This is a genomic window from Actinoplanes sp. NPDC026670, assembly GCF_040638175.1.
GTDB lineage: Bacteria > Actinomycetota > Actinomycetes > Mycobacteriales > Micromonosporaceae > Actinoplanes.
Genome location: NZ_JBEZXU010000006.1, coordinates 19578 through 44991 on the forward strand (window position 1 = coordinate 19578; position 25414 = coordinate 44991).

Genomic DNA, 25414 nt, shown 5'->3' on the forward strand with positions numbered 1-25414 from the left:
CCGGCAGGGATGGCGAGCACGAGCATCGCGGAGCAGTTGGCGAAGCTGAAGGACCGTCGCGACAAGCTGGACAAGTCCCGCCGGGACAAGGCCGCGAAGATCGAGACCGCAGCCCGCAACCTGGAGACGGACCGACGGGCCCTGGAGGATCTCGACACCGAGCAGCGGGGCCTCGACGCGGACGTGGACGCCACCGCCCGGCTGGAGACCGACCTGGCCGGCGCGGCCAAGGCCCGCACCGAGGCGCACGACCTCGGCGCGGACGACGTGACGAAGATCGGCCAGGCGCAGACCGCTCTCGCCGCCCGGATCGAGCAGGAACTGTCGCAGGCGCGGCGGGACGCGCTCGCCACCGAGATCGACAAGATCGACGCCGCGATCGCGAAGGCGGCCACCGCCGCGGACGCCGCCGCCGCCGGGCTCGCCACCGCCGAGAAGGCCGCAGCCGACGCACGGGTCGCCGCGGACGCCGCCGCCGCCGAGCATGCGGACGTCCTCCGGCAGCTCGTGGCGGTGCCGCAGCGTACCGAGGCCGCGCGGGCCCGGGTCGCCGCCCTGCACGCGGCCGCGAACGCCGCGGTCGACTCGGGCCGGACCGCGGAGGCGTTCGTCCGCAACCGCGACCTGCAGAAGGCCCTCACCGACCTGGACGCCGCGGTCAAGGATCCTCAGGGCGGACAGCTCGCGGACCGGCTGCCGAAGCTGTGGAGCGACAACCTCGCCGCGGCGGCGGCGCTGACGTCGGCCAGGGCCGCGGTCGAACCGCTGCGGGCGAAGGCGACCGAGGCCCGGCAGCAACGCGACGCACTGGCCGCCGCCCGCGACGAGAACATCGCGGCAGCGCTGAGCAAGCCGGGCGCGTGATGATCTCGCACGCCCTGCGGATCGTCGCGAACGAACTGGAGCAGCACCTGACCGGGCTCGGCGCCGGCACCGGCCAGGTCGAGCTGGCCAACGTCGGGGAGGTCGGCAGCACCGGCGGCCCGAAACGCGGGACGATCCTGCTGTCGGTCGTCAACGTCACGCCGGAACGGACTCTGCGTAACGTGTCCGGCAACGTCCGCGACGATTCCACGCTGCGGGTGAGCCATCAGAACCCGCCGGTCTTCCTCAACCTCACCGTGCTGGTGACGGCGACACACACCGACTACGGGGACGCGTTGCTGGCGCTGTCCCGGGCGATCGCGTTCTTCCAGTACCACGACGTGTTCACGCCGGAGACGGTCGCCCCGGCCTCGCTCACGGCCGGCGCCCCGATCAATCCGGCCGACCGGCTCGCCGAGTTCAAACTGATCTTCAGCCTGGCGTCGCCGAGCATCGAGGAGGTCAACCACCTGTGGGGCACCCTCGGTGCCAAACAGTTCCCGTTCGCCCTCTACTCGGTGCGGATGCTGGAGATGCGGTTCGCGGCAGCGTCCGGCGAGAGTGGCCTGGTCACCGAGGTGATCAGCACCTTAGTGGGGCGGTGAGGACGGTGCCCGACCGGATCCGTACGGCATACCGCCGCCTCGCCGAGGTGCGGCTGCTGCACCACTACTGGCTCGACGACGGCGCAACCGGCTTCGACGACCTCCCGGAGCCGGACCGTACGTCCCGGCTGCTGCGCTACGACGTGCGGAAGGTCCTCGCGGTGACGCCGCAGTTCACCGGCCCGGTGTTCCGGGCGACCGGCGCCGGGTTCGTGCTCGCGGTGCCGGAGGACGCCGTGCTGGACACCGGCGCCGTGTTCGACATCCACGTCACGGCCGTCGACCCGGACCTGCTGAGCTACACCGCCGCCTGGCTGCGCCCGCGGCCGCCGGTGATGCTGTCCAACCTGACCGGCGTGACCCGTACCTTCGGTGGGCGTAAGCACCTTTTCCTGTCCGCCGAGTATGCGGCCGGGCCGGGCGGGCAGGTCGAGGATCTCGTGGTGACCGGCGGGGTGTTGCGCCAGCTCTCCGCCGACCAGCCCGGCGCGCCGGAGCGGAGCCTCGGCCCGGTTGCGGACCGTCCCGTCTACCTGCACCAGGGCGACCTGCCGGCCGGGGCGGGACTGCCGGCCGGCGTGCTGGCCGTGGTGCGGCTGGCCGCGGTGCGCCCCGGCGACCCCGATTTCAGCCTCGTCGGTCTCGACGGCCGGCCGCCGGCCACACCGCCACCGGTCTTCGAGGTGCGCCTGAAGAACCGGGCGACGGTCCGGCGTTACCGCAAGCGCAGCGACGGCACGGTCACCCTCACCGAGGCCGATCCGAGCCCGTTGACCTGGTTCGGCAACGCCGGCCCGCGCCGCAAGCCGGCCGCCGCCGGGGTCGTCGCCGAAACCGACCCGAACTCGCCGGGCCGGGTGGCGCGGCTCGTCTCCGACATCTTCATCTGATCAGTCGTAGGAAGGACGAACCGCATGGCCACCTACCGGTCGCCGGGTGTGTACGTGGAGGAGATCCCGAAGTTCCCGCCGAGCATCGCCCCGGTCGAGACGGCCATCCCGGCGTTCATCGGATACACCGAGTTCGCCGACGACCGGGCGGCCGGCGACCTGGTGCTGGTGCCGAAGCGGATAACGTCGCTGGTGCAGTTTCAGCAGTTCTTCGGCGGCCCTCAGCCGGAGAACAAACTCGTCGTACGGGTCGAGGAGGTGACCAGGGAGACGCCGGGCAAGACGGTCGGGATCACCGCGACGGCCGACCTGACCGAGGCCAACCGCTCCCGGCACATCCTCTTCTACGCCTTGCAGATGTTCTTCGCCAACGGCGGCGGGCCGTGCTGGATCGTGTCGGTCGGTAAGTTCAAGGCCGTCGGCGCGCTGCCCGAGCTCGCCGACCTGCAGAAGGCCCTCGATCCGCTGAAGAAGGTGGACGAGCCGACCCTGATCGTGGTGCCCGAGGCTCAGGCGCTCGGGCTGACCGATTACCTGTCCATGTCGGATCAGGTGCTCGGCCAGTGCGCCGCCCTCCAGGACCGGTTCGCGATCATGGACATGCACGGCGGCACCATCTCGATGTCCGACGCCAAGGCCGACCTGGTCACCGCGGCCGGGCTGTTCCGCGCCGGCGGGCTGACGAAGAATCTCACCTACGGCGCCGTTTACACGCCCAACATCGAGACCGTCCTCGACCTCGCCGCCGATGAGACCCAGGTCGACGTGAGCTATGTCAAGGACGGCGGGGCCGCGACCACCGGCAAGCTCAACACCCTGCAAACCACCAACAACCAGCGGTACGAGCTGGCCCGCGCCGCGATCCGCGACTTCCCGTGCCGGCTGCCGCCGAGCGGGGCGGTGGCCGGCATCTACGCCGCCACCGACAACTCGCGTGGAGTGTGGAAGGCCCCGGCGAACGTCGGGCTGTCCGGAGTGGTCCGGCCGTGCGCCGACATGACCAACGGAGAGCAGGACGTGCTCAACGTCGACCCGACCGCGGGCAAGTCGGTGAACGCGATCCGGGCCTTCACCGGCCGCGGCACGCTCGTGTGGGGCGCGCGCACGCTGGCCGGCAACGACAGCGAGTGGCGTTTCGTACCCGTGCGGAGGTTCTTCATCTTCGTCGAGGAGTCGGTCCGGAAGGCCACCGCGCAGTTCGTCTTCGAACCGAACGATGCCAACACCTGGATCAAGATGCAGTCGATGATCGAGAACTTTCTGACCGTGCAGTGGCGGCAGGGCGCGTTGCAGGGGGTCAAACCCGAGCACGCCTTCTATGTCGCGGTCGGGCTGGGCAAGACGATGACGCCGATCGACATCGTGGACGGCAAATTGATCGTCGAGATCGGCATGGCGGCGGTGCGCCCGGCCGAGTTCATCATTCTGCGTTTCTCGCACAAGATGGCGCAGAGCTGAGGGCGAGGAGACCGGCAATGACACAGCCCTATCCGCTTCCGCGTTTTCAGTTCCAGGTGCACTGGGGCCCGGCGAGACTCAGCTTCACCGAGGTCACCGGCCTGGTACTGGAGCGGGAGAAGATCGAGTACCGGCACAGCGACTCCCAGGGCTTCAACCGGATCGCCATGCCCGGCCTGCTGAAGAACAACCACATCACCCTCAAGAGCGGCAAGTTCATCGGCGACATCGACGTCTACCTCTGGTTCGACGCGGTCACCACCGAGCGGGTCGCCGAGCGGCGCGAGGTGCTCATCACGATGCTGAACGAGAGGCAGCTGCCGGTCGCGGCCTGGAAGGCCCTGCGCTGTTTCCCGGTCAAGATCACGGCGCCGGATCTCAAGTCGGACGCCAACGAGGTGGCGATCGAGAGCATGGAGATCGCGCACGAGGGCCTGAGCAGGGCCGACCCGTGACCGACTACTACCCGCCCTGGGGTTTCCACTACAAGGTCGAGTTCAGCATCAGCCGGGAGCGCAACGACGTGCGGTTCCAGACGCTGTCCGGGCTCACCGTCGAATACGACATGGAGGAGTACCGGGAGGGCGGCGAGAACCGGTTCGTGCACAAGCTGCCGGTGCGCACGAAGTACGCGGACCTCGTACTCAGGCGGGGCATGCTCACCGGGCCGGGCACGCTCGACGGCAACTCGGTCGTCAAATGGTGCCTCGACGCGTTCCGGGAGCGGGTCTTCACCGCCGCGGACGTCACCGTGCTGCTGCTCAACGACAAGAGCGAGCAGGTGCGCACGTGGAAGGTCGCGCACGCCGTGCCGAAGAAGTGGACCGTGAGCGACTTCAACTCCGGTGAGAGCTCACTGGTGATCGAGACCTTCGAACTGTCGTACCAGTACTTCTCGGTGCAGTAGGGAGGCAGGGCCGTGCCGATCGAGATCAGGGAGTTGCACATCCGGGTCGCGGTGACCGCCCCGCAGGAGGCCGTTCCCGACAGGCCCGCGCCCGCCGGCGCCGGCGGGGATCCCGAGCAGATCGTGGCGCTCTGCGTCGAGCGGGTCATGCGGCTGCTCGCCGACCGGGCGGAGCGCTGACCGATGGCCGGCAAACTGGAGAAGATGCTGATCCTGGCGTTCGACTCGGCCAAGGACGCCGAGACCGGCAGCCGGGCGAACGCGGCCGACATGTTCGAGGCACTGATCAACCCGGAGACCTACACCCTCGAATACAAGGTGAAGACGGCCGAGGGGCAGGGGCAGGGCACCAGCGGCGCGCAGGCCAAGTTCCAGTACACGCTGCCCGATCAGCTGAACTTCGAGTTCCTCTTCGACAGCACCGGGCTGATCGACGGCACACCCAAGCCGGACGGGATCTTCGACGAGGTCACCCACTTCCGCAAACTGCTCACCGCGTACCAGGGCAAGTCGCACGAGCCGTACCACCTGAAGCTGGTCTGGGGTGCCCTGGTCTTCAAGGGACGAGCTCTCGAGGTCGGCATCACCTACAAGCTGTTCAACCCGGACGGCAAACCGATCCGGGCGGTCGTCAAGGTCAAGTTCGGCGGAAGCATCGAGGAGAGCATGCGGGCGGCGCGGGAGGCACGCAGCTCGCCCGACATGACCCACCGGCGGGTGGTGAAGGCCGGCGACACCCTGCCCTACCTGTGCTTCCAGGTGTACGGCGACCCGCGGCACTACGCGCTGGTCGCCGCCCGCAACGGGCTCACCGACTTCCGCCGCCTCGACCCGGGCCGGGAGCTGTACTTCCCGCCGCTGCCCGCGGAGGTCGCCCGATGAGCGACACGTCGACGATCCCGACGCCGGCCACCCCCGACGTCTGCTCGGTCGTGGTGCTGATCGACGGCGCCGAGATCTCCGGCGAGTTCCACGTGCTGTCGCTGACCGTCTCGGCGGAACTCAACCGCGTCCCGTCGGCCCTGCTCGAACTACGTGACGGCGAGGCCTCGAAGGCGACGTTCGAGGCGAGCGACACCGACCACTTCGTGCCGGGCCGCGAGATCGAGCTGCGGCTCGGCTACCGCGGCCAGGTCGACCGGGTCTTCCAGGGCATCGTGGTGCGCCAGCGGATCCGGGTCCGCCGCAACGAGAGCGTCCTGGTGGTGGAGTGCCGCGACAGAGCGGTGAGGATGACCCGTGGGCGGCGCAGTCGCTACTTCACCGGCCAGTCCGACAGCGACATCATGACCGATCTGATCAGCGGTCACGACCTCACCGGCGACGTCGCGTCCACCAGCGCGAAGTCGGCCGAGGTGGTGCAGTACGACGCCACCGACTGGGACTTCCTGCTCTGCCGGGCCGAGGCCAACGGCCAGGTGGTCGTCGTGCGCGACGGCAAGGTCACGGTCGCCGCCCCGGACACCGGCGCCACCTCGGTGGTGACCGCCCACTACGGCGCGACCGTGATCGAGCTGGACGCCGAGATCGACGCCCGGGTGCAGCCGCCCGGCCGCACCGCGACCAGCTGGAGCGCCGCCGACCAGGACGTGGTGTCGGCCGACGCGGCCGAACCACACGTGACCGCGGCCGGCAACCTCGACGCCACCGACCTGGCCGGGGTGCTCGGCGGCGACCCGGATCTGCTGCGCCACGGCGGCCAGCTCAGCCAGCCCGAGTTGCAGGCCTGGGCCGACGCCCGGCTGCTGCGCGACCGGCTGGCCAAGGTCCGCGGGCGGGTCCGTTTCCAGGGCTTCGCCGGCGTCACCCCGGGCGCGGTGATCGAGGTGACCGGCATCGGCAAGCGCTTCGCCGGCCCGCAGTACGTCTCCGGCGTCCGGCACACCGTGGCCAACGGCGACTGGGACACCGACGTCCAGTTCGGGCTGTCACCACAGACGTTCGCCTCGACCTACCGGATGAGCCCGCCACCGGCCGCCGGTCTGCTGCCCGCCGTGCACGGCCTGCAGACCGGAGTCGTCACCGCGCTGCAGGACGACCCGGACGCCGAGGAACGCATCCGGGTGCGGCTGCCGATGGTCGACCCGGCCGAGGACGGCACATGGGCCCGCATCGCCACCCTCGACGCCGGTCGGTCACGCGGCACCTTCTTCCGGCCGGAGATCGACGACGAGGTGGTGGTCGGCTTCCTCGACGGCGACCCGCGGTTCCCGATCGTGCTGGGCATGTGCCACAGCAGCGCCAACACGGCCCCCGAACCGGCGAGCGACGACAACCACCACAAGGGGTACGTCAGCCGCTCGAAGATCAAGCTGCTCTTCGACGACGACAAGGTGGCCGTGTCGATCGAGACTCCGGGCGGCAACCGGGTCACCCTCTCCGAGGACGAGAAGAAGGTGACGATCGCCGACCAGAACGGCAACTCGATAGTCCTCGACGACAGCGGCATCACCCTGGACAGCGCCAAGGACCTGATCCTCAAGGCCACCGGCGACATCACGGTTCGAGGCAAGAACGCCGCGCTCGAGGCCGACACCGCGGTCAAGGTGTCGGGCGGTTCCAGCGCCGAGCTCAGCGGCTCCAGCACCAAGATCACCGGCGACTCGGCCACGGTGATCAAGGGCGGGACCGTCAACATCAACTAGGAGTGCGAACGATGCTTCCAGCCGCGCGGGTCACCGACCAGATCGTGAGCGCCGCGACGCAGGGTGCGCCCCTCCCGATCGTGCCGCCCGGCGCGCCGACGGTGCTGATCGGCGGCCTGCCCGCGGCCCGGGTCGGCGACGGCTGCGGCGCCGACACGATCCTGAAGGGCTCGGCGACCGTACTGATCGGCGGGATGCCGGCCGCGCGGGCCGGCGACCAGAGCGCCGGCGGTGGCGTGGTGCTGCCGCCGGGTGAGCCGACGGTGCTGATCGGTGGCTGAGAACCCCGGCGACCGGCCGTTCCTCGGGCGCGGCTGGTCGTTCCCGCCGGCCTTCGACACGGCCCTGCCCGGCGTACGCATGCTGGAGCAGGAGGACGACATCGCGTCGAGCCTGCACGTGCTGCTCACCACCGGGCAGGGCGAACGCATCATGGTGCCCCTCTACGGCTGCTCGATGGACGAACTGGTCTTCGAGGAACTCGACACCCGCACCCGCACCCTGATGGCCGACAAGATCGAGGCGGCCATCCTCTATCACGAGCCGCGCATCGAGCTGGAAAGCGTACGGCTCGACGAGAGCGAGGGCCTCGACGGCGTCGTGCTGATCGGCGTGATCTACCGGGTGCGGGCGACCAACTCACGGTTCAACTTCGTCTTCCCCTACTACCTGCGCGAGGGAACCGACATCAACCTCACCACATCGGTGCGGATGCTCCCCGAGGACCGGCGATGATCCGCGACGGCACCGCCCAGGACCAGCGGGCTCCCGCCGCCCTCGACCCGGCCTCGGCGCCGGTCGACGAGCACGGGCTCGCCGACGCGATCGTCTACGCCCGCGCCTACGCCGCCTTCCTGCGCTACTACGGCGAGGACGACACGGTGACCGGCGGCTGGCAGCCGTTCTTCGACCGGGACGTCTCCGTCCAGCTCGCGGTCGCCGCGATCGCCGACGTGACCGACTACGGCGCGGTGCTCAAAGGCCTGCTGACCACTCTGGACGGCCGGCAACCGTCGACGCCGGCCACCGTGCAGATCCGGGCCGCCGGGGCGGTGATCGGCGCGATCGGGTCCCTCGCGGCCCGGCTCGACCAGCTCAAGGAAACCCTGCCGGACAGCCATCCACTGCGCTCGGCGCTGGTCAACCTGATCCGCACCCGGCTCGCCCCGGCGCTGCGCACACTCATCGCCATCGACAAAGCTGGCCGCGGCCTCGGCGTCGTCGGCGACGCCGTGCCCGACCCGCCGCTACGCATCCTCGGCCGGGCCGCCACCACCTTCTCCGCAGTCCTCGCCGGCGGCCTCTCGGCCGACTGGATCACCGCACCGGGCACCGGCTGGGCCGCCTACCACGCCGGCATCGCCGCCGACACCGAGGTGTACGGGGCCGGCCCCGACGTCGACGACCGCCTCAATCACCTGGTCAACCACCACGCGTTCACGGCCGTCCGCACGGTGTTCCTGGCCGGTTACGCCCGCGTCGCCGGGGACGCGGGCACCGCGCTCGCCGCCACCCTCCAGCAGACCGGCCACGAACCGCACTACGCGCTGTTCCTCGCGTTCGTGCGGCTCCTCGATCAGGTCCGCGCCGAAACCAACACGCTGACCGCCCGGCACCTGGACTTCTACTACCGCGACATCCTGCGCTTCCGGGAACGGCCGCCGGTGGCGGGGCACGCGCACCTGCTCCTGGAACCGGCCCGCACGGTCGGCACCCACCTGGTCGCGGCCGGCCTGCCGTTCCGGGCCGGTCGGGACGTCGTCTTCACCGCCGACCGGGATCTCGTCGTCAACCAGGCCCACGTCGCCGACCGCCGCACCGTCCACCGCGGCGACGACGGCCGGATCTTCGCCGCACCGGTCACCGCCGGGCCGGACGGAAGCTGGGATCCGTTCGTCGCCGGGACGCCCGCCGAGATCGGGTTCGCGGTCGCCTCGCCCTACCTGGCGCTCGCCGAGGGCACGCGGGCGATCACCGTCGACATCACCACCAGCGGTGGCACGGCCCTGCCCGACCTACGCGACGCCGTCGTCTGCCGGCTCACCACCACGAAGGGCTGGCTGGAACGCCGCCTGTCGCAGCTCAGCCGCGAGGCCGGCGGCCCGATCAGGTTGCGCGTCGATCTGACCGGCGACGATCCGGCTGTCACCGGCTATGTCCCGGCCACTCACGGCGGCACACTGGCCACCATCGAACCCGTGCTGGCGATCAGGCTCCGCGCCCCGGTCCTGGGCGGCCTCGTCGTCACCGGGATCCGCCTGCGCGTCGACGTGCAAGGCGTCCGAGGGCTCACCCTCGCCAACGACCTGGGCCCGGTCGACCCGACGAAGGCCTTCCAGCCGTTCGGCCCGGCCCCGATCGCCGGCAACGCGCTCGTCGTCGGCTGCGCCGAGATGTTCCGCAAACAGGTCGGCGCCGCCACCCTGCGGGTCACCTGGCCGGTGACGCCAAAAGCCCACGACTCCACCCCGAAACTGATGATCGACGTGCGGACCGGCGGAGAGTGGGTGCCGTCGGCGATCACCGCGGCGACGCTCGGCGCGGCGAGCTACGACCTGGCGGGCCGCGCCGGGCTGCGGGCCGTCGCCGAGGTGGACGAACGGTTCAGCCCGTCGTCGCGGGGCGGCTTCGTCCGGCTGCGCCTCGACGCCGGGTTCGGCCTCGACAGGTACGCCGTGGCCCTCGCCATCAAGATCAAGGCCGGCCAGCCACCACCCGATGTGCCGGTGATCCCGGTGATCCGCGACCTCGCCCTCGACTACCGCGCCGACCAGCAGACCGGCGCCCGGCTGTTCCACCTGGCCCCGTTCGGCGCGGTCGCGTCCGGCATCGGACAGACGCTGCTGCCGCAGTTCCCCGACCAGGCCGAGTTCTACCTCGGCATCGCGGGGCTGCGTCCGCCGCAGAACCTCGCCCTGCTCGTGCAGGTACTCGACGGCACCGCCGACCCGCTCACCCGCAAACCCGCCGATCACGTGCGCTGGAGCTATCTGCGCGACAACGCGTGGCAGGATCTGGCGGCCGACGCGGTCGACGACCACACCGGCGGGCTCCTCGAATCCGGTGTGCTCACCCTGGCCGTGCCGGGCGACGCGACCAGCGACAACACCCTCCTGCCGGGCGGCCTGCACTGGGTACGGGCCGCGGTGCGTACCGCGAGCGACGCGGTCTGCCGGCTGCTGCTCGTCGAGGCGCAGGGCCTGCGCGTGACCGGCCCGGCCGGGGTGCCCGACCTGCCGCCCGCGACGATCGGCAAGCCCGTGCGGCCCGACCCGGCGATCAAGACGATCACGCAGCCGTTCGCCGGGTTCGGCGGCGCGGGCGCCGAGTCGCCGGCCGCGTTCGCGACCCGGGTCAGCGAGCGGCTGCGGCACAAGGACCGCGCGGTCGCGCTGTGGGACTACGAGCGGCTCGTGCTGGAGGCGTTCCCGGCGATCCACCGCGTGCGCTGTCTCAACCACACGCTCTACGAACCGGGTGTCTATCAGGAACTCGCGGCAGGACACGTGACCGTGGTGACCATCCCGGTGCATCGCGACGGCGATCGACGGGACCCGCTTCGTCCGTACACCAGCCTCGGTCTTTTGAATCGCATCCATGAATTCCTCGCCCGGCGGATGTCCGGCTTCGTCACCCTGCATGTGAAGAACCCGGATTTCGAGGCGGTGCACGTCGACTTCAAGGTGCGGCTCCGCGACGGCTTCGACGAGACGTTCCACCTCGGCCTGCTGCGCGAGCAGATCACCCGTTTCCTGTCGCCGTGGGGTTTCAGTGATGCCGCCAACCCCACCTTCACCGGCCGGTACGCCACATCGGTGCTGATCGACTTCATCGAGGAGCGGCCATACGTCGACTACGTCACCGACTTCCGGATGTTCCACCACCACCCGGGCACCGGCCCGGACGGCGAACCGGCCGACCTGATCACCGGCTCGCGGGCCGTCTCGGTGCTGGTCTCCGCGCCCGCCGCCCGCCACGTGATCACCGCGATCCACCAGGCGGCGACCGGATGAGCGCGGGCGACTTCTACGAGCTGCGGCGGCAGGGCATCGGCTTCATCGCCGAGATGGGCAGCGACCACTGGACCGACTACAACACCCACGATCCAGGCATCACGATCCTGGAGGCGTTCAGCTATGCGATGACCGAGCTGTCCTACCGGACCGCGCTGCCGATCGCCGACCTGCTCGCCTCCGCCGCGCCCTACTCCGACCAGGCGTTCCCGACCGCCCGGCAGATCCTCACGATCAACCCGGTCACCCCGGACGACCTGCGCCGCCTGCTCATCGATCTCGACACGGTACGCAACGCGTGGCTCGACTGCCGGCCTGGTGGCCTGTACGACGTGGCACTCGACCTCGACGGTGACGAGGAGGCCGGCGACCTGGCCGACCGCACGCTGGCGGCCCGCCGCACCGTGCCCGACCCGGCCGGCGTCCCGCACGAGCTGACCCTGGAGCTACGGTTCCCGGCGATTCCGTTCCCGGACGGCCCGGCGCTGTCCACGATCACGGTGACCCTGCCGGTCGACGACGACACCCTGCGTGGCTCCTGGCGCGGCGTCTTCGACGTGGGCCTGCAGATCGGCCTCGCCGACGGCTCCACCCTGGCCGTGGACGCCGCGCTGCGCGTCTTCGGCGACCGCGAGGCCCGCGCCGGCACCACGGTCGCCGCGATCCGCGACGTGCTCGCCGACACCGGGCCCGGCGGGCTCGTCGACCGCTACCGGCGCCGGGTGCTCGCCGCCGGCCGGGCGGTCGCCGCCGCCAGGGCCGTGCTGCACCGGCACCGGGCTCTCGCCGAGGACCTCCATCGGGTCCGGCCGATCGAGGTCGAGGACATCGCCGTCTGCGCCGACGTGGAGATCCGCGCCGACGCCGACGTCGAGGCGGTGCAGGCGGCCGTCTGGTTCGCGATCGAGCGCTACCTCAACCCACCGATCGCCTTTCACACCGTCGCCGAACTGCTGGCGGCCGGCCTCGGAGTCGAGGAGATCTTCAACGGCCCGCAGATGTCCAACGGCTACGTCACACCGGGCGACCTGGCCGCGGCCGCGCTGCGCACCGACATCCGGGTCTCCGACCTCATCGACCTGCTGATGGAGATCCCGGGCGTACTCACCGTCGAGAACGTCCTGCTCACCACCTACGACGACCGGAGCCGCCCGGCCGGCGGGTCCGCACCGTGGCTGCTGCCGGTCTCCCCCGGCCGCCGCCCGAACCTCTACCGCAGCATGTCGCGGTTCCGGTTCACCGCAGGCGGCCTGCCGTTCGTGCCGCGCACCGACGAGGCCGAGAGCATCCTCACCCAGCTGCGCGGCGCCGCGGCCCGGCCGAAACTGCCCGCCGACGCCGGTGACCTGCCGCCACCGGCCGGAACCGCCCGCGACGTCGGCGCCTACCTGCCGATCCAGCATGCGTTCCCGCTGACCTACGGGATCGGGCCGGCCGGGCTGCCCGCCACCGCCCCACCGCCACGCCGGGCTCAGGCGAAGCAGCTCAAGGCGTACCTGCTGGTCTTCGACCAGATGCTGCGCGACCGGTACACCCAGCTCGCGCACCTGCCCGACCTGTTCTCCCTGGCCGCCCAGGAGCACACCTACTTCACCGAACCGTTCACCGCCGCCGACCTGGCCGGATATGCGGACCTGACGAGCGGCCTCGATGCGGCGACGCTGGCCGGGCTCGCGGAGTCGGCGCCCGAGTTCGCGGCCCGCCGCAACCGGTTCCTCGACCATCTGCTGGCCCGCTTCGGTGAGCAGTTCGCCGAGTACGCGCTGCTGCTCACCAGCCTGGAGGGGCAGCGGACCGCCCAGCTCGACCTGATCGCCGACAAGGCCGCGTTCCTGCGGGCCCACCCGCGGATCAGCCACGACCGGGGCCGGGCCGCCAACCACGCCGAGGCGCCCTGCCTGCCCGGCAACGTCGCCGGCCTGCAACGCCGGGTCAGCCTGCTGCTCGGCCACCCCGACCTCGCGCTCGTCTGGCACGCGAACGCGGCCGGCGAGTCCCTGGTGCTGCGTGGCCCGGACACCGCCTTCCCCGTACCGGCGACCGTGACCACCGCCCTGTCGGCACTGCTCACCGCCCACGCGCCGCTGCCCCCGAACTGGGCGATCACCCAGACCGGCGGGCAGCTGTGGTGGCACACCGGCGACCCCGTCGACGATGTGGCGCTCGGTGACGCACTCGCCGACGCCGAACGTGCGATCCTCGCTCAACTCGTGCTCTCCGCAGACCGGACACTGGCCACCTGGAGCGCCAACGAACGGGCCGTCCTCGTCGAACACCTGCTGCTGCGGCCCAAGTTCCCCGGCGACGTGACCGGCTGTGACGACTCCTACGCCTTCCGGCTCACCTGGGTGATGCCCGGCTGGACCGCGCCGTTCAACACCGACATGCAGATGCGCGACTTCGCCGAACACACCATCCGGCAGGAGACTCCGGCGCACCTGATCGTGAAGATCTGCTGGGTCGGCAACGACGGCTACGTCCCAGATCCCTGCGACCCGGTGCTCGACGAGTTCGCGGCGCTCCTCGGCGACGACTGCTCCTGCGCCACCGCCGTCCGGGACGCCTTCGGCACCGCATTCGAGACCTGGTATGCGGGCAAGGAACTTCAACCCCACCAACCCGATGCGGTACGAGCGCAGCTCACCACCGCACTGTCGGCCGTGGACCTGTCCGCAGCCAGCTGCGCCAACCCGATCGACGGCGACACCGCCACCGCCCTGCGCGCCGTGGCCGTCGACCACTTCGCCGAGATCGCCGTGCACGGCCGCCAGTTCGAACGCTTCGAGGACGCCTGGTGCCGCTGGTGGCGCGCCGACGCCCGGATCGACTGGACGACACAGGACCTGACCGAGGCCGTCGAGTCGCACCTCGGAGCCGACCCGACCGAGATCCTCACCCTCGCCGGCACCGCGTTCGCGCAATGGCGCGACACCCACGTCGCCGAGGGCCGGGCGTTCACCGACTTCCCGCCGTTCGACCCCGGACCGCTGCCGGTCGGCGCCGCCCTGCGCGCGCTGCTGATCGACCGCTACACCGCCTACGCCGAGGTCTCCTACCGTCTGCGGCTGCTCACCGACGCGCTCGACACGCTGCGCAACACCTACCCCGGCGCCCACCTGCACGACTGCGACCAGGGCGGCGACCGCAACCCGATCCGCCTCAACCGAACGGCACTGGGGAGCAACACGCCATGAACACGGTCAACGACACGTACGCGGTCTACCAGGCCAACCAGGTGCTGACCGAGGCCCAGCTCAACGAGACCCGCGACTACCTCGACGAGCAGGAGCGCCTCACCCGGGCCGACCTGATCGGCATCGGCATCCTGTGCGGTCTCGACGCCTCACTCGCCGGCACCACGGTGAGCCTGACCAAGGGATGCGGGGTCACCTCGCAGGGTTACCTGATCGTCGAGCCGAACGACGTCGACCTGCTCTTCTGGAACGACTACACGCTGCCCGACCAGCTGCCCTACCCGCCGCTGCACGACGGCACCGGCAAGCAGTTCCCGCTCTGGGAGCTCTCCCCCACGAAGGAGACCGGCAGCCGGCCACTGGCCGCGGGCGAGCTCGACCTCGGCGACAAGGCGATGCTGCTGCTGCTCGAACTCCGCCGGCAGGGTATGCGGACCTGCGCTCCGGACGACTGCGACGATCGCGGCTCGGCGGTCACCGCAACCGTGCGCAGGCTCCTGATCCGCACCGCCGACCTGACCACGATGCTCGCCGCCGCCGGCGCCGACCCGGGCACCGAGGCCGGCGTGCTCGACCGGCTCACCCTGCCCGACCTGCGAATGCCCCGCGTCGACGTGCCCAACTCCGGGCCGGTCACCTCGGCCGACGTGCTCGCCGCGTTCCAGCGGGCGTTTCGCGACCACACCCTGGTCAACCACGTGGCCACCGCACTCGGCGAGGCATACCGGATCTTCCGCCCGCTGCTCGCCGCCGCCTTCCCCAACGACCCGTTCACCGACGTCGAAACCCGGTTCGGGTTCCTGGACACCGTCCCGAAGACCATCGGCCAGGTACGGTTCCTGCAGTACTACTGGGACCTCTTCGACGACCTGATCCGGGCCTACGACGACTTCCGCTGGGCCGGCACCGAACTGCTCGCCGTCTGCTGCCCGCCCGCCGGCCTCTTCCCCCGGCACCTCGCCCTCGGCGTGCTCGATCCCACCTCGGTCGCCGAACCGGCCGGCTACCGGCACCGGTTCCTGCCCTCCCCCGCCACGGCCCGCTGCGGCGACCTGCTGGTGCTCTTCCGTCGCCTGGTCGCCATGCTCGACCGGTTCACCGACGAGCCACCGCTGCCGAAACGCGACCGCGGCCGCTTCGACTCGCAGATTCGGATAACCCCCAGCGTGTACGGGCCGGGACCGCTCTCCGCCGCAGCCATCCCGTACTACTACGAGTCGGACGGAACGACCCCACTGCACCAGGTGTGGAACCCCGAACAGACCCGGCGGCGGCGCGCCGACCGCAACCTCGGCTACCGCGCCGACAAGTACGGGACGGCCCCCGACTTCGTCCTCGACCCCCTCGCGTACGGGCTGGAGCCCTACAACTTCCTGCGCGTCGAGGGGCACCTGGGCAAGGCGCTCGGCACCACCATGGCCACTCTGCTGCACCTGCGCACGACGTACCGGCTGCCGATCGAGGTGGTGGCGCTGCGTACCGGCGCGTTCGACGAGAGCATCCCGGTCGACCTGACCGGGCAGGACTGCCGTTTCGACGACCTGGAAGCCCTCTACGCCACCCTGAAGGCCGAGCTGATCTGCTTCCTCTGCAAGCAGGTGCAGTATTTCTACGGCCTGCCGTCGCCGGGAACGGCCGCGGGTACCGTCGCCCGGGAACCGATCCTGTCGCTGCTGCGCGCGTGCGACCCCGGCTTCCGGGTGCAGCCCGAGACCGTCGGGCGGGTCATCGAGAACATGCTGGCCCGGACCGGGTTCTTCGCCGTCGGCCAGAGCGGGGCCGGCACCAACGTGGAGTTCCTGGCCCAGACGTTCAGTCTCGTCAACGCGATGTCGGCACTGTTCGGCGAACTCACCGCGGACGTCCGGCACCTCGACGCCGCCCGGTTCGCCACCGGCTACGGAAACCTGGTCGAGTCGGCGACCGCCTTCGAGGCCGCCCGCGCCGCCGTCCGGCCGGGCACCGACAACCTGTTCACCTCGGCGGGGCTCGCCGACCGGCTCACCGACATAGTGTGGCGCTGCCGGCTCGAACCCTTCCGCGCCCTGCAGGCCGAATACCGGCGGCGGTTCAAGGAGGCCCAGCAGGCGCAGCTGCTCAGCACCTTCCTGGACCGGCACCCGGGCGTCCAGCACCACGCCGGGGTGCCGCTGGGCGGCACGTTCATCCTCGTCTACCACGAATCCACCAACCCGTCCTCCGCCCCGGCCCCGCCACCGAGGGTGACGGACGGTGACGCTCTCGCCGCCGCGCTCGGCCGGCTCCGGTTCGACCCCACGCTCACCGGGAACGCGCAGATCCAGGAGGTGTATCAGCTGCTCACCGGTACCGTCCTGGTCGGCCGGAAACCGCCGGAGGACATCGGCGAGCGGATCTATGTCGACGCCGAGGCCGAGCTGGCCGACGGCACGGTCATCGCCGACTTCTTCCTGCCGTACAGCCTGCACTCGGAATGCCCGCCCATTCAGTTCACCCTGTCCGCCGACCGGCCACGGCTCACCCTGCGGCGCGGCTGCACCAACGCCGACGGCAACGCCGAGGTCACCCTCACCGTCGAAGGCGGGACGGGCACCGCCGCCGTGCGGGTCGACAACGGGACGTTCACCGAGTTCACCGGCAAGGTGCTGCTCCCGGCCGGGTCGCACACGGTCGTGGTGCGCGACGCCGCCGGCAGCGAGTCGGCGCCCACGCCGATCGTCGTGCCGGCGGCCCTGGCCATCGGGCCCGCGACCATCACCGAGGACACCAAGACCGGCACCTACCAGGTCGGATTCACCGTCTCCGGCGGCACGGAGCCCTACCGGGCGGATCCCGGCACGATCGTCAAGACGGCCTACACCAGCACGCCGATAGCCGGTGGCGACAAGGTGACAGTCACCATCGGCGACGCCAACGGCTGCACCGTCTCGCAGGACTTCCAGCACAACGTCGACAAGGTCTGCACCCTGCCGTTCGACGGCAAGGCGATCCGCGCCGGCCACCGCTTCTGGGTGCCGGAACCCACGTCCGGTTTCCCGATCAACGACTACACCGCCACCGACATCCGGTTCCTGCTCGGCGACCCGCAGGGCGCCACCATCGACCTGACCGCCGAGGTCACCGCCGTGGTCAGCCAGGCCCCGAACCCCTTGCCGAGCACCCGCTTCGCCACCGTCGTCGCCAAGTGGCTCGACCAGATCAACGGCATCATCGCCGCACGGGTCGGCTCGCCCGACTGGCTGCGCCTCGACTACGTCCCGCCGGCCGCGGGTTTCACCACCGGCACGCTGCTCATCGACCGGCTGATCGGCATCGAGCTGCAATTCATCCTGACGGTCAGATTCAGCCAGGCCAAGCGGACCCAGGCGATCCAAACCACCTATGACGCGGCGAAGGGCACGTCCGTCGTCCTGCTCGAGGGGTCGGGACGCGCGTTCCTGCCGCCCTCCGACCCGGTCACCTCCAACAAATGCCGGCCCAAGGAGGAACCGGTCGAGGTGTGCAAACCCGGCCTGACCATCGACTTCACCGCCGACGTCGGCAGGGACCGGGTGACCCTGCTCGCCAAACCGTCGGGCCCGGCCAAGGCCGAATCCTTCGTCTGGGAGGTGCAGGACGGGACACTGGGTATCACCAACGGACTCAGCACCAGCATGGGCTTCGATCCGGCGGAGCCCGCCGAGAAACTGGTCCGGCTGACCGCATACACCGCGGAGGGCTGCTCCGCGAGTGTCGTCCGGGCGATCAAGACCGGGGGGTGAGCGATGACCGACCTGATCGGACGGCAGATCGTCGAGGTCACGCTGCACGGCACCGAGGCCGACGGCCTGGACCTGCAGCGGCGGCTCAGGCGGATCTGCGCCGACGCGGTCACGCCCTCGCTGGAGCGCACCCTGGCGCTGCTCGGGCCGCCGGAGGGCCGGCTCGTCATCGACCGGTTGGAGATCGACCTGGGCACCCTCTCCTGGGACGGGCTCGCCCGCGAGCTGCCGGAGGCCGTCGCCCGCGAGGTGACGACCTTCCTCAGCCGGCCCGCAGCTCCCCCGGAGCCCTTTGGCGAGCCGGCGGCGGACATCCGGCATCGAACGGAGCGCCAAGCGGTGGCCGAGGCCCTGCTCACCTTTCTCCGTACGGGACGGTTGCCCTGGTCGTACCGGGTGCCGGCCGGGCGGCACCTGTCCGACGAGGTGCTCGCCGCGTGGGCGCCGGACGCGGGTGGGGCACCGTCGGCCGCATTCCGTGCCGAACTCGCCGGCATCCTCGCCGCCGAGACTCCTCGACGGCGGCTTCTCCGGCAGTTCCCGCCGTCGTTTCACCGGACGCTGCTTCGCGAGTTGTCGGCGGCCACCGCCGCAACCATGGACCGCTGCCTAGACATCACCGGAGTCGGCGCCGACCGGCCCACATCCGCCACCGCGGTATCGCCGCCGGCCGCCGCCGACCTGCTACGCGAGGCACTTTGGGAGGCGGCCTTCGCTGGCCTCACGGCAGCGGTGCCGCCGGGGCCGGCGCAGCTGCTGGCGACCGCCTGGCGATCCGTGCCGGTCGACGCGCCCGGCCGTACGGACCTGCTGAGCGCCATCGAGGCGACGGAGAACATCGACCTTGCAGCCGGGCCGGTCCCGGCCCCCGTGATCACACCCGGCACGACCACTCCGAAAAACACCGCATCCGGCACGACCGCGTCCGGCCGGCCTGCGTCCGGCGGCGCGCAGGAGGACGGTGAGTATGTCGTCAACGCCGGGGTTGTGGTGCTCCACCCGTTCCTGCCACGGTTCTTCGAGACGCTCGGCGTGGCCGACGGGGACCGCCTGCTGCAGCCCGACCGGGCACTGTGCCTGCTGCACCACCTGGCCACCGGCGAGACGAGCGCACCCGAATACGACCTGAGCATGGCCAAGGTGCTGTGCGAGGTGCCGAGCGACGAACCGGTGACGGTGCTCGAACTCGGCGCGCACGACCTCGCCGAGGCGGACCTCCTGCTGCGCTCCGCGATCGGGCACTGGGACGTGCTGCGCGGCACCGGGCCCGACGGCCTGCGCGGCACGTTCCTGACCAGAGCCGGGAGTCTGCACGACCGGTTGCTACGGATCGAGACGGAGTCGTTCGACGTCCTCCTCGACCAGCTGCCGTGGGGCCTCTCGATGATCCAGCTGCCCTGGATGAGCCGCCTGCTCCTGGTGGAATGGCGGTAACGGGGAAGCCATGGCCGCCACCGCCGAGAAGACGTCGAAGCCCGCCGGCACCGCCACGCGGGCTCCGGCCGAGGCGTTCTTCGGCAAGGCCCGCGGTGGCGGCTTCTTCGCGCCCGCCCGCCCGGCGGTCCAGACCAAACTGACCGTCAGCAAGCCGACCGACAGCCTCGAAGCCGAGGCCGACCGGACCGCCGAACGGGTGATGCGCTCGGCGTCCCCGACCGCGATGTCCAGCACCGCCCCGGCGATCTCCCGCGCACCCGCCGCCCCCAGCGGCCCCGTCGCTGCCCCGGCCGTCGAATCCGCGGCCACCGGCGGACAGCCGCTGCCCGCCGACCTGCGGGCCTTCCTGGAACCACGGCTCGGGGCCGACCTGACCGGCGTGCGGGTGCACGACGACAGCCTCGCCGGGAGCCTGAGCAACCAGCTCTCGGCGCGGGCCTTCACCTACCGCAACCATGTCTTCTTCGCCCGCGGTCAATACCAGCCGGGCACCCGCGAGGGCGTGCAGCTGCTCGCGCACGAGCTGACCCACACCATCCAGCAGGGACAATCGAAGCCGCTCACACCGGACGCCGCGGTCCGGCCGGCAGCGACTCCGGCGGTGCAGCGCCTGGGCGTACCGGATGCGCTCGATTATTTCGCCGGCAAGGCCGACAACCTTCCCGGCTTCCGGATGCTCACCCTCATGCTGGGCGTCAACCCGATCAACCGGCGCGCCGTGCCGCGGACCGCGGCAAACCTGCTCCGGGCAATGATCGAGCTGATACCGGGCGGCGCGCTGATCACCCAGGCACTCGACGCCCACGGCGTGATCGACAAGGCGGCGGCCTGGGCCGGGCAGCGGATGACCGTGCTCGGCGACATCGGCGGCCGGGTCGTCGACGGGCTCAAACGCTTCGTCGACTCGCTCAGCTGGAGCGACATCTTCGACCTCGGCGGCGTCTGGGACCGCGCCAAGCGCATCTTCACCGACCCGATCGGCGCGCTGATCGCGTTCATCACCGGCGTGGTCGGCGACATCCTCGCCATGGTGCGCGACGCGACCCTGCGGCCGCTCGCCGGGCTCGCCGCCGGCACCCGCGGCTGGGATCTGCTCAAGGCCGTCCTCGGCCGCGACCCGATCACCGGGGAGGTCTGCCCGCGTACGGCCGAGACCGTGATCGGCGGTTTCATGAAGCTGATCGGCCAGGAGGAGGTCTGGCAGAACCTCAAACGCGGCAATGCGGTAGCCCGTGCCTGGTCCTGGTTCACCAACGCCCTGACCGGCCTGATGGGGATGGTCACCGCCGTGCCGGGCCGGATCCTGGCGATGCTGCGGTCGCTGACCTTCGCCGACGTGATCACCGTCGCGGGCGCGTTCCGCAAGGTCGCCGGGGTGTTCGCGGGGATCGCCGGCGACTTCCTCGGCTGGGGTCTTCGCCAGGTCCTCGGCCTGCTGGAGATCCTCTTCTCGGTGGTGGCGCCGGCCGTCCTGCCGTACGTCGCGAAGGCGCGGACCGCGTTCCAGACGATCGTCCGGGATCCGGTGCGGTTCGTCGGCAACCTGGTGCGGGCCGGGCGGCTCGGCTTCGAGATGTTCGCGAAGAACATCGGCACGCACCTGAAGAACGCGCTCGTGAAGTGGCTGACCGGGCCGCTCGGCGAGGCGGGCGTCTACATCCCGACCGCGTTCACGCTCCTGGAGATCGTCAAGCTGGTCCTGTCCGTGCTCAGCCTGACCTGGCAGAACATTCGCGCCAAGCTGGTGAAGATCATCCCCGAGCCAGTGCTGGCCGCCCTCGAGAAGACCGCGGCGGTGCTGGTCACGCTGGTCACCCAGGGTCCGGCCGCGGCCTGGGAGCAGATCAAGGCCGAGCTGACCGAACTGAAGGACCAACTGATCGGCCAGGTCACCCAGATGATCACGACCGAGGTCGTGAAGGCCGCCGTCGTGAAGCTGGTCAGCATGCTCAACCCGGCCGGCGCGGTGATCCAGGCGATCATCGCGACCTACCACACCGTCACGTTCTTCATCCAGAAGATCCAGCAGATCGCGGCAGTGGTGGCCGCGTTCGTCGACTCGATCGCGGCGATCGCGTCCGGCCAGGTCGACGCGGCCGCGAAGAAGGTCGAGCAGACCATGGCCGGCACGCTCACCGTGATCATCGCGTTCCTGGCGAAGTTCGCCGGCCTCGGCAATGTGCCGGAGAAGCTCGTCGGCATCGTCAAGAAGATCCGGCAGCCGATCGACAAGGGACTCGACCGCATCGTCGCCTGGCTCGGCCAGCTCCTTCAGAAGATCAAGGCCGGCGCCGCGAGGCTCCTGGAGTGGTGGAGGGCACGGATCCCGATCAGCGGCGGCGACGAGGAGCACGTACTCACCTTCGAGGGCGCCGCGGCCTCCGCCACGCTTGTCGTGCGCTCCACGCCGGAGAAGCCGTCGGTCTTCCTCGACAAAGCCGGAAAGAAAGCCGGGAAGACTGACGACGAACGGGCAAAGCCGGTCGAGACCGCCGAACGCGCCCACGCCCAGATCACCGAGCAGCAGGCCGTCCTGCGCGACATCGACGCCAAGGACGGTGACGCCGCCGCCGGAAAACAGGCCACCAAGGCCGACGCCGCGGCGCGAGAGCTCGACGTGCGTCTCCGGCGGCTCGCCTCGCACATCGCCCGTCACCTGGTGAAATGGAAGGTCGCCGACGACGAGGTCAGCGGCGTCACCGTTCCGCGTGACGAGTTCACCGTCGCGCAGAAGCGAGCGATCGCCGAAGAGCACCTGGCCCAGGGCGGCGACCCGAAGGATCTGGTCGCCGACTCCCAGGGCCGCAAGATCAACCTGCGGCCGAGCCGGGAGCTGGATCGGCGGCACGTCGTCTCCGCCGACGACATGAGCTCGCACTACGAAGAGGTACTCAACAAGAAGAAGATGACCTGGTCGCGTGCCAAGCTGCTGATCGAACAGCGGGGCTCGACCGGATCCGACCCCATCGTGGCGGTCACCCCGGTCGGCACGCCGCTGAGCCTCGCGGCCATCCAGGAGGCCGCCCGGAAGCGCTACGCCAAGTTCTTCGGCTACGCCAAGAACATCTTCCTCGGCGACAGCGAGGAGAACCGGTCGATTCAGGAGCACCTCGACGACGGCCATCCCGACCTCGCCGACGGGAAACTGCGCTTCCACGTGCGCCGGATCAAACGGTCGTGGGCCCTCGACGGCACCTTCCAGGAGACACCTGTGAAAAAGCCATGAACGCCGACCACCTCACCGAGGACCTGCGGCAGCTGGCGGCCCTGATCGCCGCCCGCCTCGACGGCGGCCCGGACACCGAACCCGAACTCGACGGCGCCTGGCTCGCCGAACTGACCGGCGGCCCGAAACCCAGCCACGACGAGTACGTGGTGGTGCTGCTCGCCCTCGTCCCGCACCTGATGCCGCACCTGTTCAGCCGCGTGATCGCCGAGCACCTGCCGGAGGGCGGCGACCTGCCCGAGTTCGGCGGTGTCAAGGCCGCCAACCACCGTGGCGTGCTCCCGACCGGCGAGACCGCACAGTTCGTGCTCGCCGGAGACGACCTCACCCGGCGCCGCGACGTGCAGCGTCTCTTCGCCGGCCGGCACTTCTTCGCGGTCCGGCATCTGCTGTGGCTCGACCCGGTCCCGGAGGGTGAGCCGCTGATGAGCGGGCGCCTGGTCCTGGATCCGGAGTTCGTCGAACGGCTCACCACCGGCGAGGTGAGTCCACCCCGGTTCAGCAGCGAATTCCCCGCCGAACGCATCGAGACCGCGATGGAGTGGGACGACCTGGTGCTGCCTCCGGAGACGACCCGGCAGATCCGCGAGATCGAGAACTGGATCGCGCACGGCGGCACGCTGCTGCGCGACTGGGGGATGGGCCGGCGGCTCAAACCCGGCTTCCGCGCGCTCTTCCAGGGGCCGCCCGGCACCGGCAAGACTCTCACCGCCACCCTCCTCGGCAAGCAGACCGGACGCGACGTCTACCGCATCGACCTGTCCCGGGTGGTGTCGAAATACATCGGCGAAACCGAGAAGAACCTGTCCCGGCTGTTCGACAAGGCGCAGAACCGCGACTGGATCCTGTTCTTCGACGAGGCGGACGCCCTGTTCGGTAAACGCACCGACATTCGCGACGCGCACGACAAGTACGCCAACCAGGAGGTGTCGTATCTGCTGCAACGGATCGAGACGTACGCCGGCCTGGTCATTCTCGCCACCAACCAGCGCGGCAACATCGACGAGGCGTTCCTGCGCCGCTTCCAGTGCGCGGTGCCGTTTCCCATGCCCGGGCCCGAACAGCGCCGGGCGATCTGGGCCGCCGCCTTCCCGCCCCAGCTCACGACGGACGTCGACTGGGACAGCCTGGCGCACCGGTTCGAGCTGAGTGGCGCGAGCATCGTCAACGTCATTCAATACTGTGCCGTGCAGGCCCTCGCTGACGGCTCGCCCCGGGTCGGCCGCGCCGCCCTGGAGGCAGCGGTCCTGCGGGAGTACGTCAAGGAAGGCAAGATCGTCTAGGGTTCTTCGATCGCGGTGTACCACTTCCGGATGACCGCGACGAGATCGTCCCAGCCGGCCACGACGACGGTCTGCGGCCGGATCACGTGGGTGCCGTCCGCCCGGTCGACGCCGAACGTCACCCGGATGCGTGCGGGAGTCCCTGGCTGCGATTCGCGCCAGGCGCGGGCGGTCAGCACACCCCACTCGGCCGGAGGTGGCGCGTCAGTGGACACACGTCGATTCTGTGCCGCGGGGTGTCACCGAGGCATCACCGGCCCTGTACGCCACCGGTGACGCGACGGTGACGCCGTCCTCCGAAAGATGCGGATGGTGGGTCCGAAGGGTGACTCACCGTGGACTTCCACGCGGCGCCACGACACCCTGGTGAGCGTCGTCCTCCTCGATGAGGGGGTTACACATGCCTATTCCGCCCTCCGATGTGTGGTTCGAACCGGGCCGGGCGGCGCGCACCGCGCCGTTCGGGCTCACCCTGCTCGACTGCTTCCGGCTGGAGTGTCAGGGCCGTGCGCTCGCCGCACCCCAGGCGGTCTCCCGGCTGCTCGCCTTCATCGGCGTACGCGGCCGGGCCAGCCGCGCCGAACTGGCCGGAAGCCTTTGGCCTGAGGCTTCCGAGAGCAAAGCCCACGCCTGCCTCCGTACGACGTTATGGCGGTTACGGCAGGTCTGCGCCGACCCGGTGGTGATCGGCAGCCAGGTCCTCACGCTGGCACCGGAGGTCGAGGTCGATGTGGTGGAGTTCGTCGGCACCGCCCGCCGGGTACTCTCGCCGGCCGGCGCCCCGGCGCTGATCACGGCCGGCGAACTGCTGCCGGGCTGGTACGACGACTGGGTCCTGTTCGAACGCGAACGCCTGCGCCAGCTGCAGATGCACGCGCTGGAGGCGGCCGCCACCAAGCTGATCGCGATGGACCGGCACGCCGACGCGATCGAGGCCGCGCTCGCCGCCGTCCGCCTGGAACCCCTGCGCGAGAGCGCCAACCGGGTGCTGATCCTGGCCCACCTGGCCGAGAACAACGTGGTCGAGGCGGTCCGCTGCTTCGAGGGCTTCCGGGCGAGCCTGCTACGCGAACTGGGCGTGGCGCCGACCGCCGGCTTGCGACACCTGGCGCTGGGCGGTCTCGTCCCGACCAACCCCTGAGGGGCTCGCCG

19 protein-coding genes are annotated in these 25414 nt (G+C 70.6%); 18 read left to right on the plus strand and 1 reads right to left on the minus strand.

From position 1 onward, the window contains the following. Positions 1 to 9 precede the first annotated feature (9 nt). Genes AB0E94_RS07885 through AB0E94_RS07965 form a run of 17 tightly spaced genes read left to right on the plus strand, consistent with a single transcriptional unit; the run spans position 10 to position 24262 of the window. Positions 10 to 864, plus strand: coding sequence for a hypothetical protein (locus AB0E94_RS07885; protein WP_360323764.1), 855 nt, complete (start codon positions 10 to 12; stop codon positions 862 to 864). Beyond that, positions 864 to 1469 (plus strand): DUF4255 domain-containing protein, encoded by a 606-nt coding sequence (locus AB0E94_RS07890; RefSeq protein ID WP_360324154.1) that lies wholly within the window; start codon positions 864 to 866, stop codon positions 1467 to 1469. The genes AB0E94_RS07885 and AB0E94_RS07890 overlap by 1 nt, the downstream gene beginning before the upstream one ends. Further along, positions 1466 to 2359, plus strand: a complete 894-nt coding sequence (locus AB0E94_RS07895) for a hypothetical protein (RefSeq protein WP_360323766.1) — start codon at positions 1466 to 1468, stop codon at positions 2357 to 2359. Before AB0E94_RS07890 ends, AB0E94_RS07895 begins: the two co-directional genes overlap by 4 nt. 24 nt (positions 2360 to 2383) lie before the next feature. Beyond that, complete coding sequence (locus AB0E94_RS07900; protein WP_360323768.1) at positions 2384 to 3817, plus strand: phage tail sheath C-terminal domain-containing protein; 1434 nt, start codon at positions 2384 to 2386, stop codon at positions 3815 to 3817. A 17-nt stretch (positions 3818 to 3834) separates the two neighbouring features. Beyond that, complete coding sequence (locus tag AB0E94_RS07905) at positions 3835 to 4272, plus strand: phage tail protein (RefSeq protein WP_360323770.1); 438 nt, start codon at positions 3835 to 3837, stop codon at positions 4270 to 4272. Then, positions 4269 to 4724 (plus strand): phage tail protein, encoded by a 456-nt coding sequence (locus AB0E94_RS07910; protein ID WP_360323772.1) that lies wholly within the window; start codon positions 4269 to 4271, stop codon positions 4722 to 4724. Before AB0E94_RS07905 ends, AB0E94_RS07910 begins: the two co-directional genes overlap by 4 nt. A gap of 12 nt (positions 4725 to 4736) precedes the next feature. Beyond that, on the plus strand, positions 4737 to 4904 hold the full coding sequence (locus tag AB0E94_RS07915; protein ID WP_360323774.1) for a DUF5908 family protein: 168 nt from the start codon (positions 4737 to 4739) through the stop codon (positions 4902 to 4904). Between the two features lie 3 nt (positions 4905 to 4907). After that, the gene (locus AB0E94_RS07920; protein WP_360323776.1) at positions 4908 to 5606 is read left to right on the plus strand and encodes a hypothetical protein; all 699 of its coding nucleotides are present in this window, start codon (positions 4908 to 4910) and stop codon (positions 5604 to 5606) included. Further along, positions 5603 to 7369 carry a type VI secretion system tip protein VgrG gene (gene vgrG / locus AB0E94_RS07925; protein WP_360323778.1) on the plus strand — a complete coding sequence of 589 codons (1767 nt, stop codon included), beginning with the start codon at positions 5603 to 5605 and terminating at the stop codon, positions 7367 to 7369. The genes AB0E94_RS07920 and vgrG overlap by 4 nt, the downstream gene beginning before the upstream one ends. A gap of 11 nt (positions 7370 to 7380) precedes the next feature. Next, complete coding sequence (locus AB0E94_RS07930) at positions 7381 to 7650, plus strand: PAAR domain-containing protein (RefSeq protein ID WP_360323780.1); 270 nt, start codon at positions 7381 to 7383, stop codon at positions 7648 to 7650. Next, on the plus strand, positions 7643 to 8104 hold the full coding sequence (locus tag AB0E94_RS07935) for a GPW/gp25 family protein (RefSeq protein WP_360323782.1): 462 nt from the start codon (positions 7643 to 7645) through the stop codon (positions 8102 to 8104). The genes AB0E94_RS07930 and AB0E94_RS07935 overlap by 8 nt, the downstream gene beginning before the upstream one ends. Continuing rightward, a complete protein-coding gene (locus AB0E94_RS07940) occupies positions 8101 to 11382 on the plus strand; it encodes a baseplate J/gp47 family protein (RefSeq protein WP_360323784.1) in 3282 nt (1093 codons plus the stop codon). Before AB0E94_RS07935 ends, AB0E94_RS07940 begins: the two co-directional genes overlap by 4 nt. Continuing rightward, complete coding sequence (locus AB0E94_RS07945) at positions 11379 to 14576, plus strand: hypothetical protein (protein WP_360323786.1); 3198 nt, start codon at positions 11379 to 11381, stop codon at positions 14574 to 14576. Before AB0E94_RS07940 ends, AB0E94_RS07945 begins: the two co-directional genes overlap by 4 nt. Next, the gene (locus tag AB0E94_RS07950; protein ID WP_360323788.1) at positions 14573 to 18316 is read left to right on the plus strand and encodes a hypothetical protein; all 3744 of its coding nucleotides are present in this window, start codon (positions 14573 to 14575) and stop codon (positions 18314 to 18316) included. The genes AB0E94_RS07945 and AB0E94_RS07950 overlap by 4 nt, the downstream gene beginning before the upstream one ends. Before the next feature lie 3 nt (positions 18317 to 18319). After that, positions 18320 to 19750, plus strand: coding sequence for a contractile injection system tape measure protein (locus AB0E94_RS07955; RefSeq protein WP_360323790.1), 1431 nt, complete (start codon positions 18320 to 18322; stop codon positions 19748 to 19750). 10 nt (positions 19751 to 19760) lie between these two features. Continuing rightward, positions 19761 to 22979: a DUF4157 domain-containing protein gene (locus tag AB0E94_RS07960; protein ID WP_360323792.1), complete on the plus strand. Its 3219-nt coding sequence runs from the start codon at positions 19761 to 19763 to the stop codon at positions 22977 to 22979. Further along, positions 22976 to 24262 (plus strand): ATP-binding protein, encoded by a 1287-nt coding sequence (locus tag AB0E94_RS07965; RefSeq protein ID WP_360323794.1) that lies wholly within the window; start codon positions 22976 to 22978, stop codon positions 24260 to 24262. The genes AB0E94_RS07960 and AB0E94_RS07965 overlap by 4 nt, the downstream gene beginning before the upstream one ends. On the opposite strand, the gene AB0E94_RS07970 is transcribed toward AB0E94_RS07965, so the two are convergent. Beyond that, a complete protein-coding gene (locus tag AB0E94_RS07970; protein WP_360323796.1) occupies positions 24259 to 24477 on the minus strand; it encodes a hypothetical protein in 219 nt (72 codons plus the stop codon). The genes AB0E94_RS07965 and AB0E94_RS07970 overlap by 4 nt on opposite strands. A gap of 185 nt (positions 24478 to 24662) precedes the next feature. Here AB0E94_RS07970 and AB0E94_RS07975 point away from each other — a divergent pair, with 185 nt between their 5' ends. Next, the gene (locus tag AB0E94_RS07975) at positions 24663 to 25403 is read left to right on the plus strand and encodes a BTAD domain-containing putative transcriptional regulator (protein ID WP_360323798.1); all 741 of its coding nucleotides are present in this window, start codon (positions 24663 to 24665) and stop codon (positions 25401 to 25403) included. The last annotated feature ends 11 nt before the right edge of the window (positions 25404 to 25414 follow it).

Bases quoted from the DNA above. Each gene is read 5' to 3' on its own strand.
- AB0E94_RS07975 (WP_360323798.1), top strand. From the start codon at position 24,663: ATGCCTATTCCGCCCTCCGATGTGTGGTTCGAACCGGGCCGGGCGGCG.
- AB0E94_RS07950 (WP_360323788.1), top strand. From the start codon at position 14,573: ATGAACACGGTCAACGACACGTACGCGGTCTACCAGGCCAACCAGGTG.
- AB0E94_RS07900 (WP_360323768.1), top strand. From the start codon at position 2,384: ATGGCCACCTACCGGTCGCCGGGTGTGTACGTGGAGGAGATCCCGAAG.
- AB0E94_RS07960 (WP_360323792.1), top strand. From the start codon at position 19,761: ATGGCCGCCACCGCCGAGAAGACGTCGAAGCCCGCCGGCACCGCCACG.
- vgrG (WP_360323778.1), top strand. From the start codon at position 5,603: ATGAGCGACACGTCGACGATCCCGACGCCGGCCACCCCCGACGTCTGC.
- AB0E94_RS07890 (WP_360324154.1), top strand. From the start codon at position 864: ATGATCTCGCACGCCCTGCGGATCGTCGCGAACGAACTGGAGCAGCAC.
- AB0E94_RS07885 (WP_360323764.1), top strand. From the start codon at position 10: ATGGCGAGCACGAGCATCGCGGAGCAGTTGGCGAAGCTGAAGGACCGT.
- AB0E94_RS07945 (WP_360323786.1), top strand. From the start codon at position 11,379: ATGAGCGCGGGCGACTTCTACGAGCTGCGGCGGCAGGGCATCGGCTTC.
- AB0E94_RS07940 (WP_360323784.1), top strand. From the start codon at position 8,101: ATGATCCGCGACGGCACCGCCCAGGACCAGCGGGCTCCCGCCGCCCTC.
- AB0E94_RS07905 (WP_360323770.1), top strand. From the start codon at position 3,835: ATGACACAGCCCTATCCGCTTCCGCGTTTTCAGTTCCAGGTGCACTGG.
- AB0E94_RS07955 (WP_360323790.1), top strand. From the start codon at position 18,320: ATGACCGACCTGATCGGACGGCAGATCGTCGAGGTCACGCTGCACGGC.
- AB0E94_RS07920 (WP_360323776.1), top strand. From the start codon at position 4,908: ATGGCCGGCAAACTGGAGAAGATGCTGATCCTGGCGTTCGACTCGGCC.
- AB0E94_RS07965 (WP_360323794.1), top strand. From the start codon at position 22,976: ATGAACGCCGACCACCTCACCGAGGACCTGCGGCAGCTGGCGGCCCTG.
- AB0E94_RS07930 (WP_360323780.1), top strand. From the start codon at position 7,381: ATGCTTCCAGCCGCGCGGGTCACCGACCAGATCGTGAGCGCCGCGACG.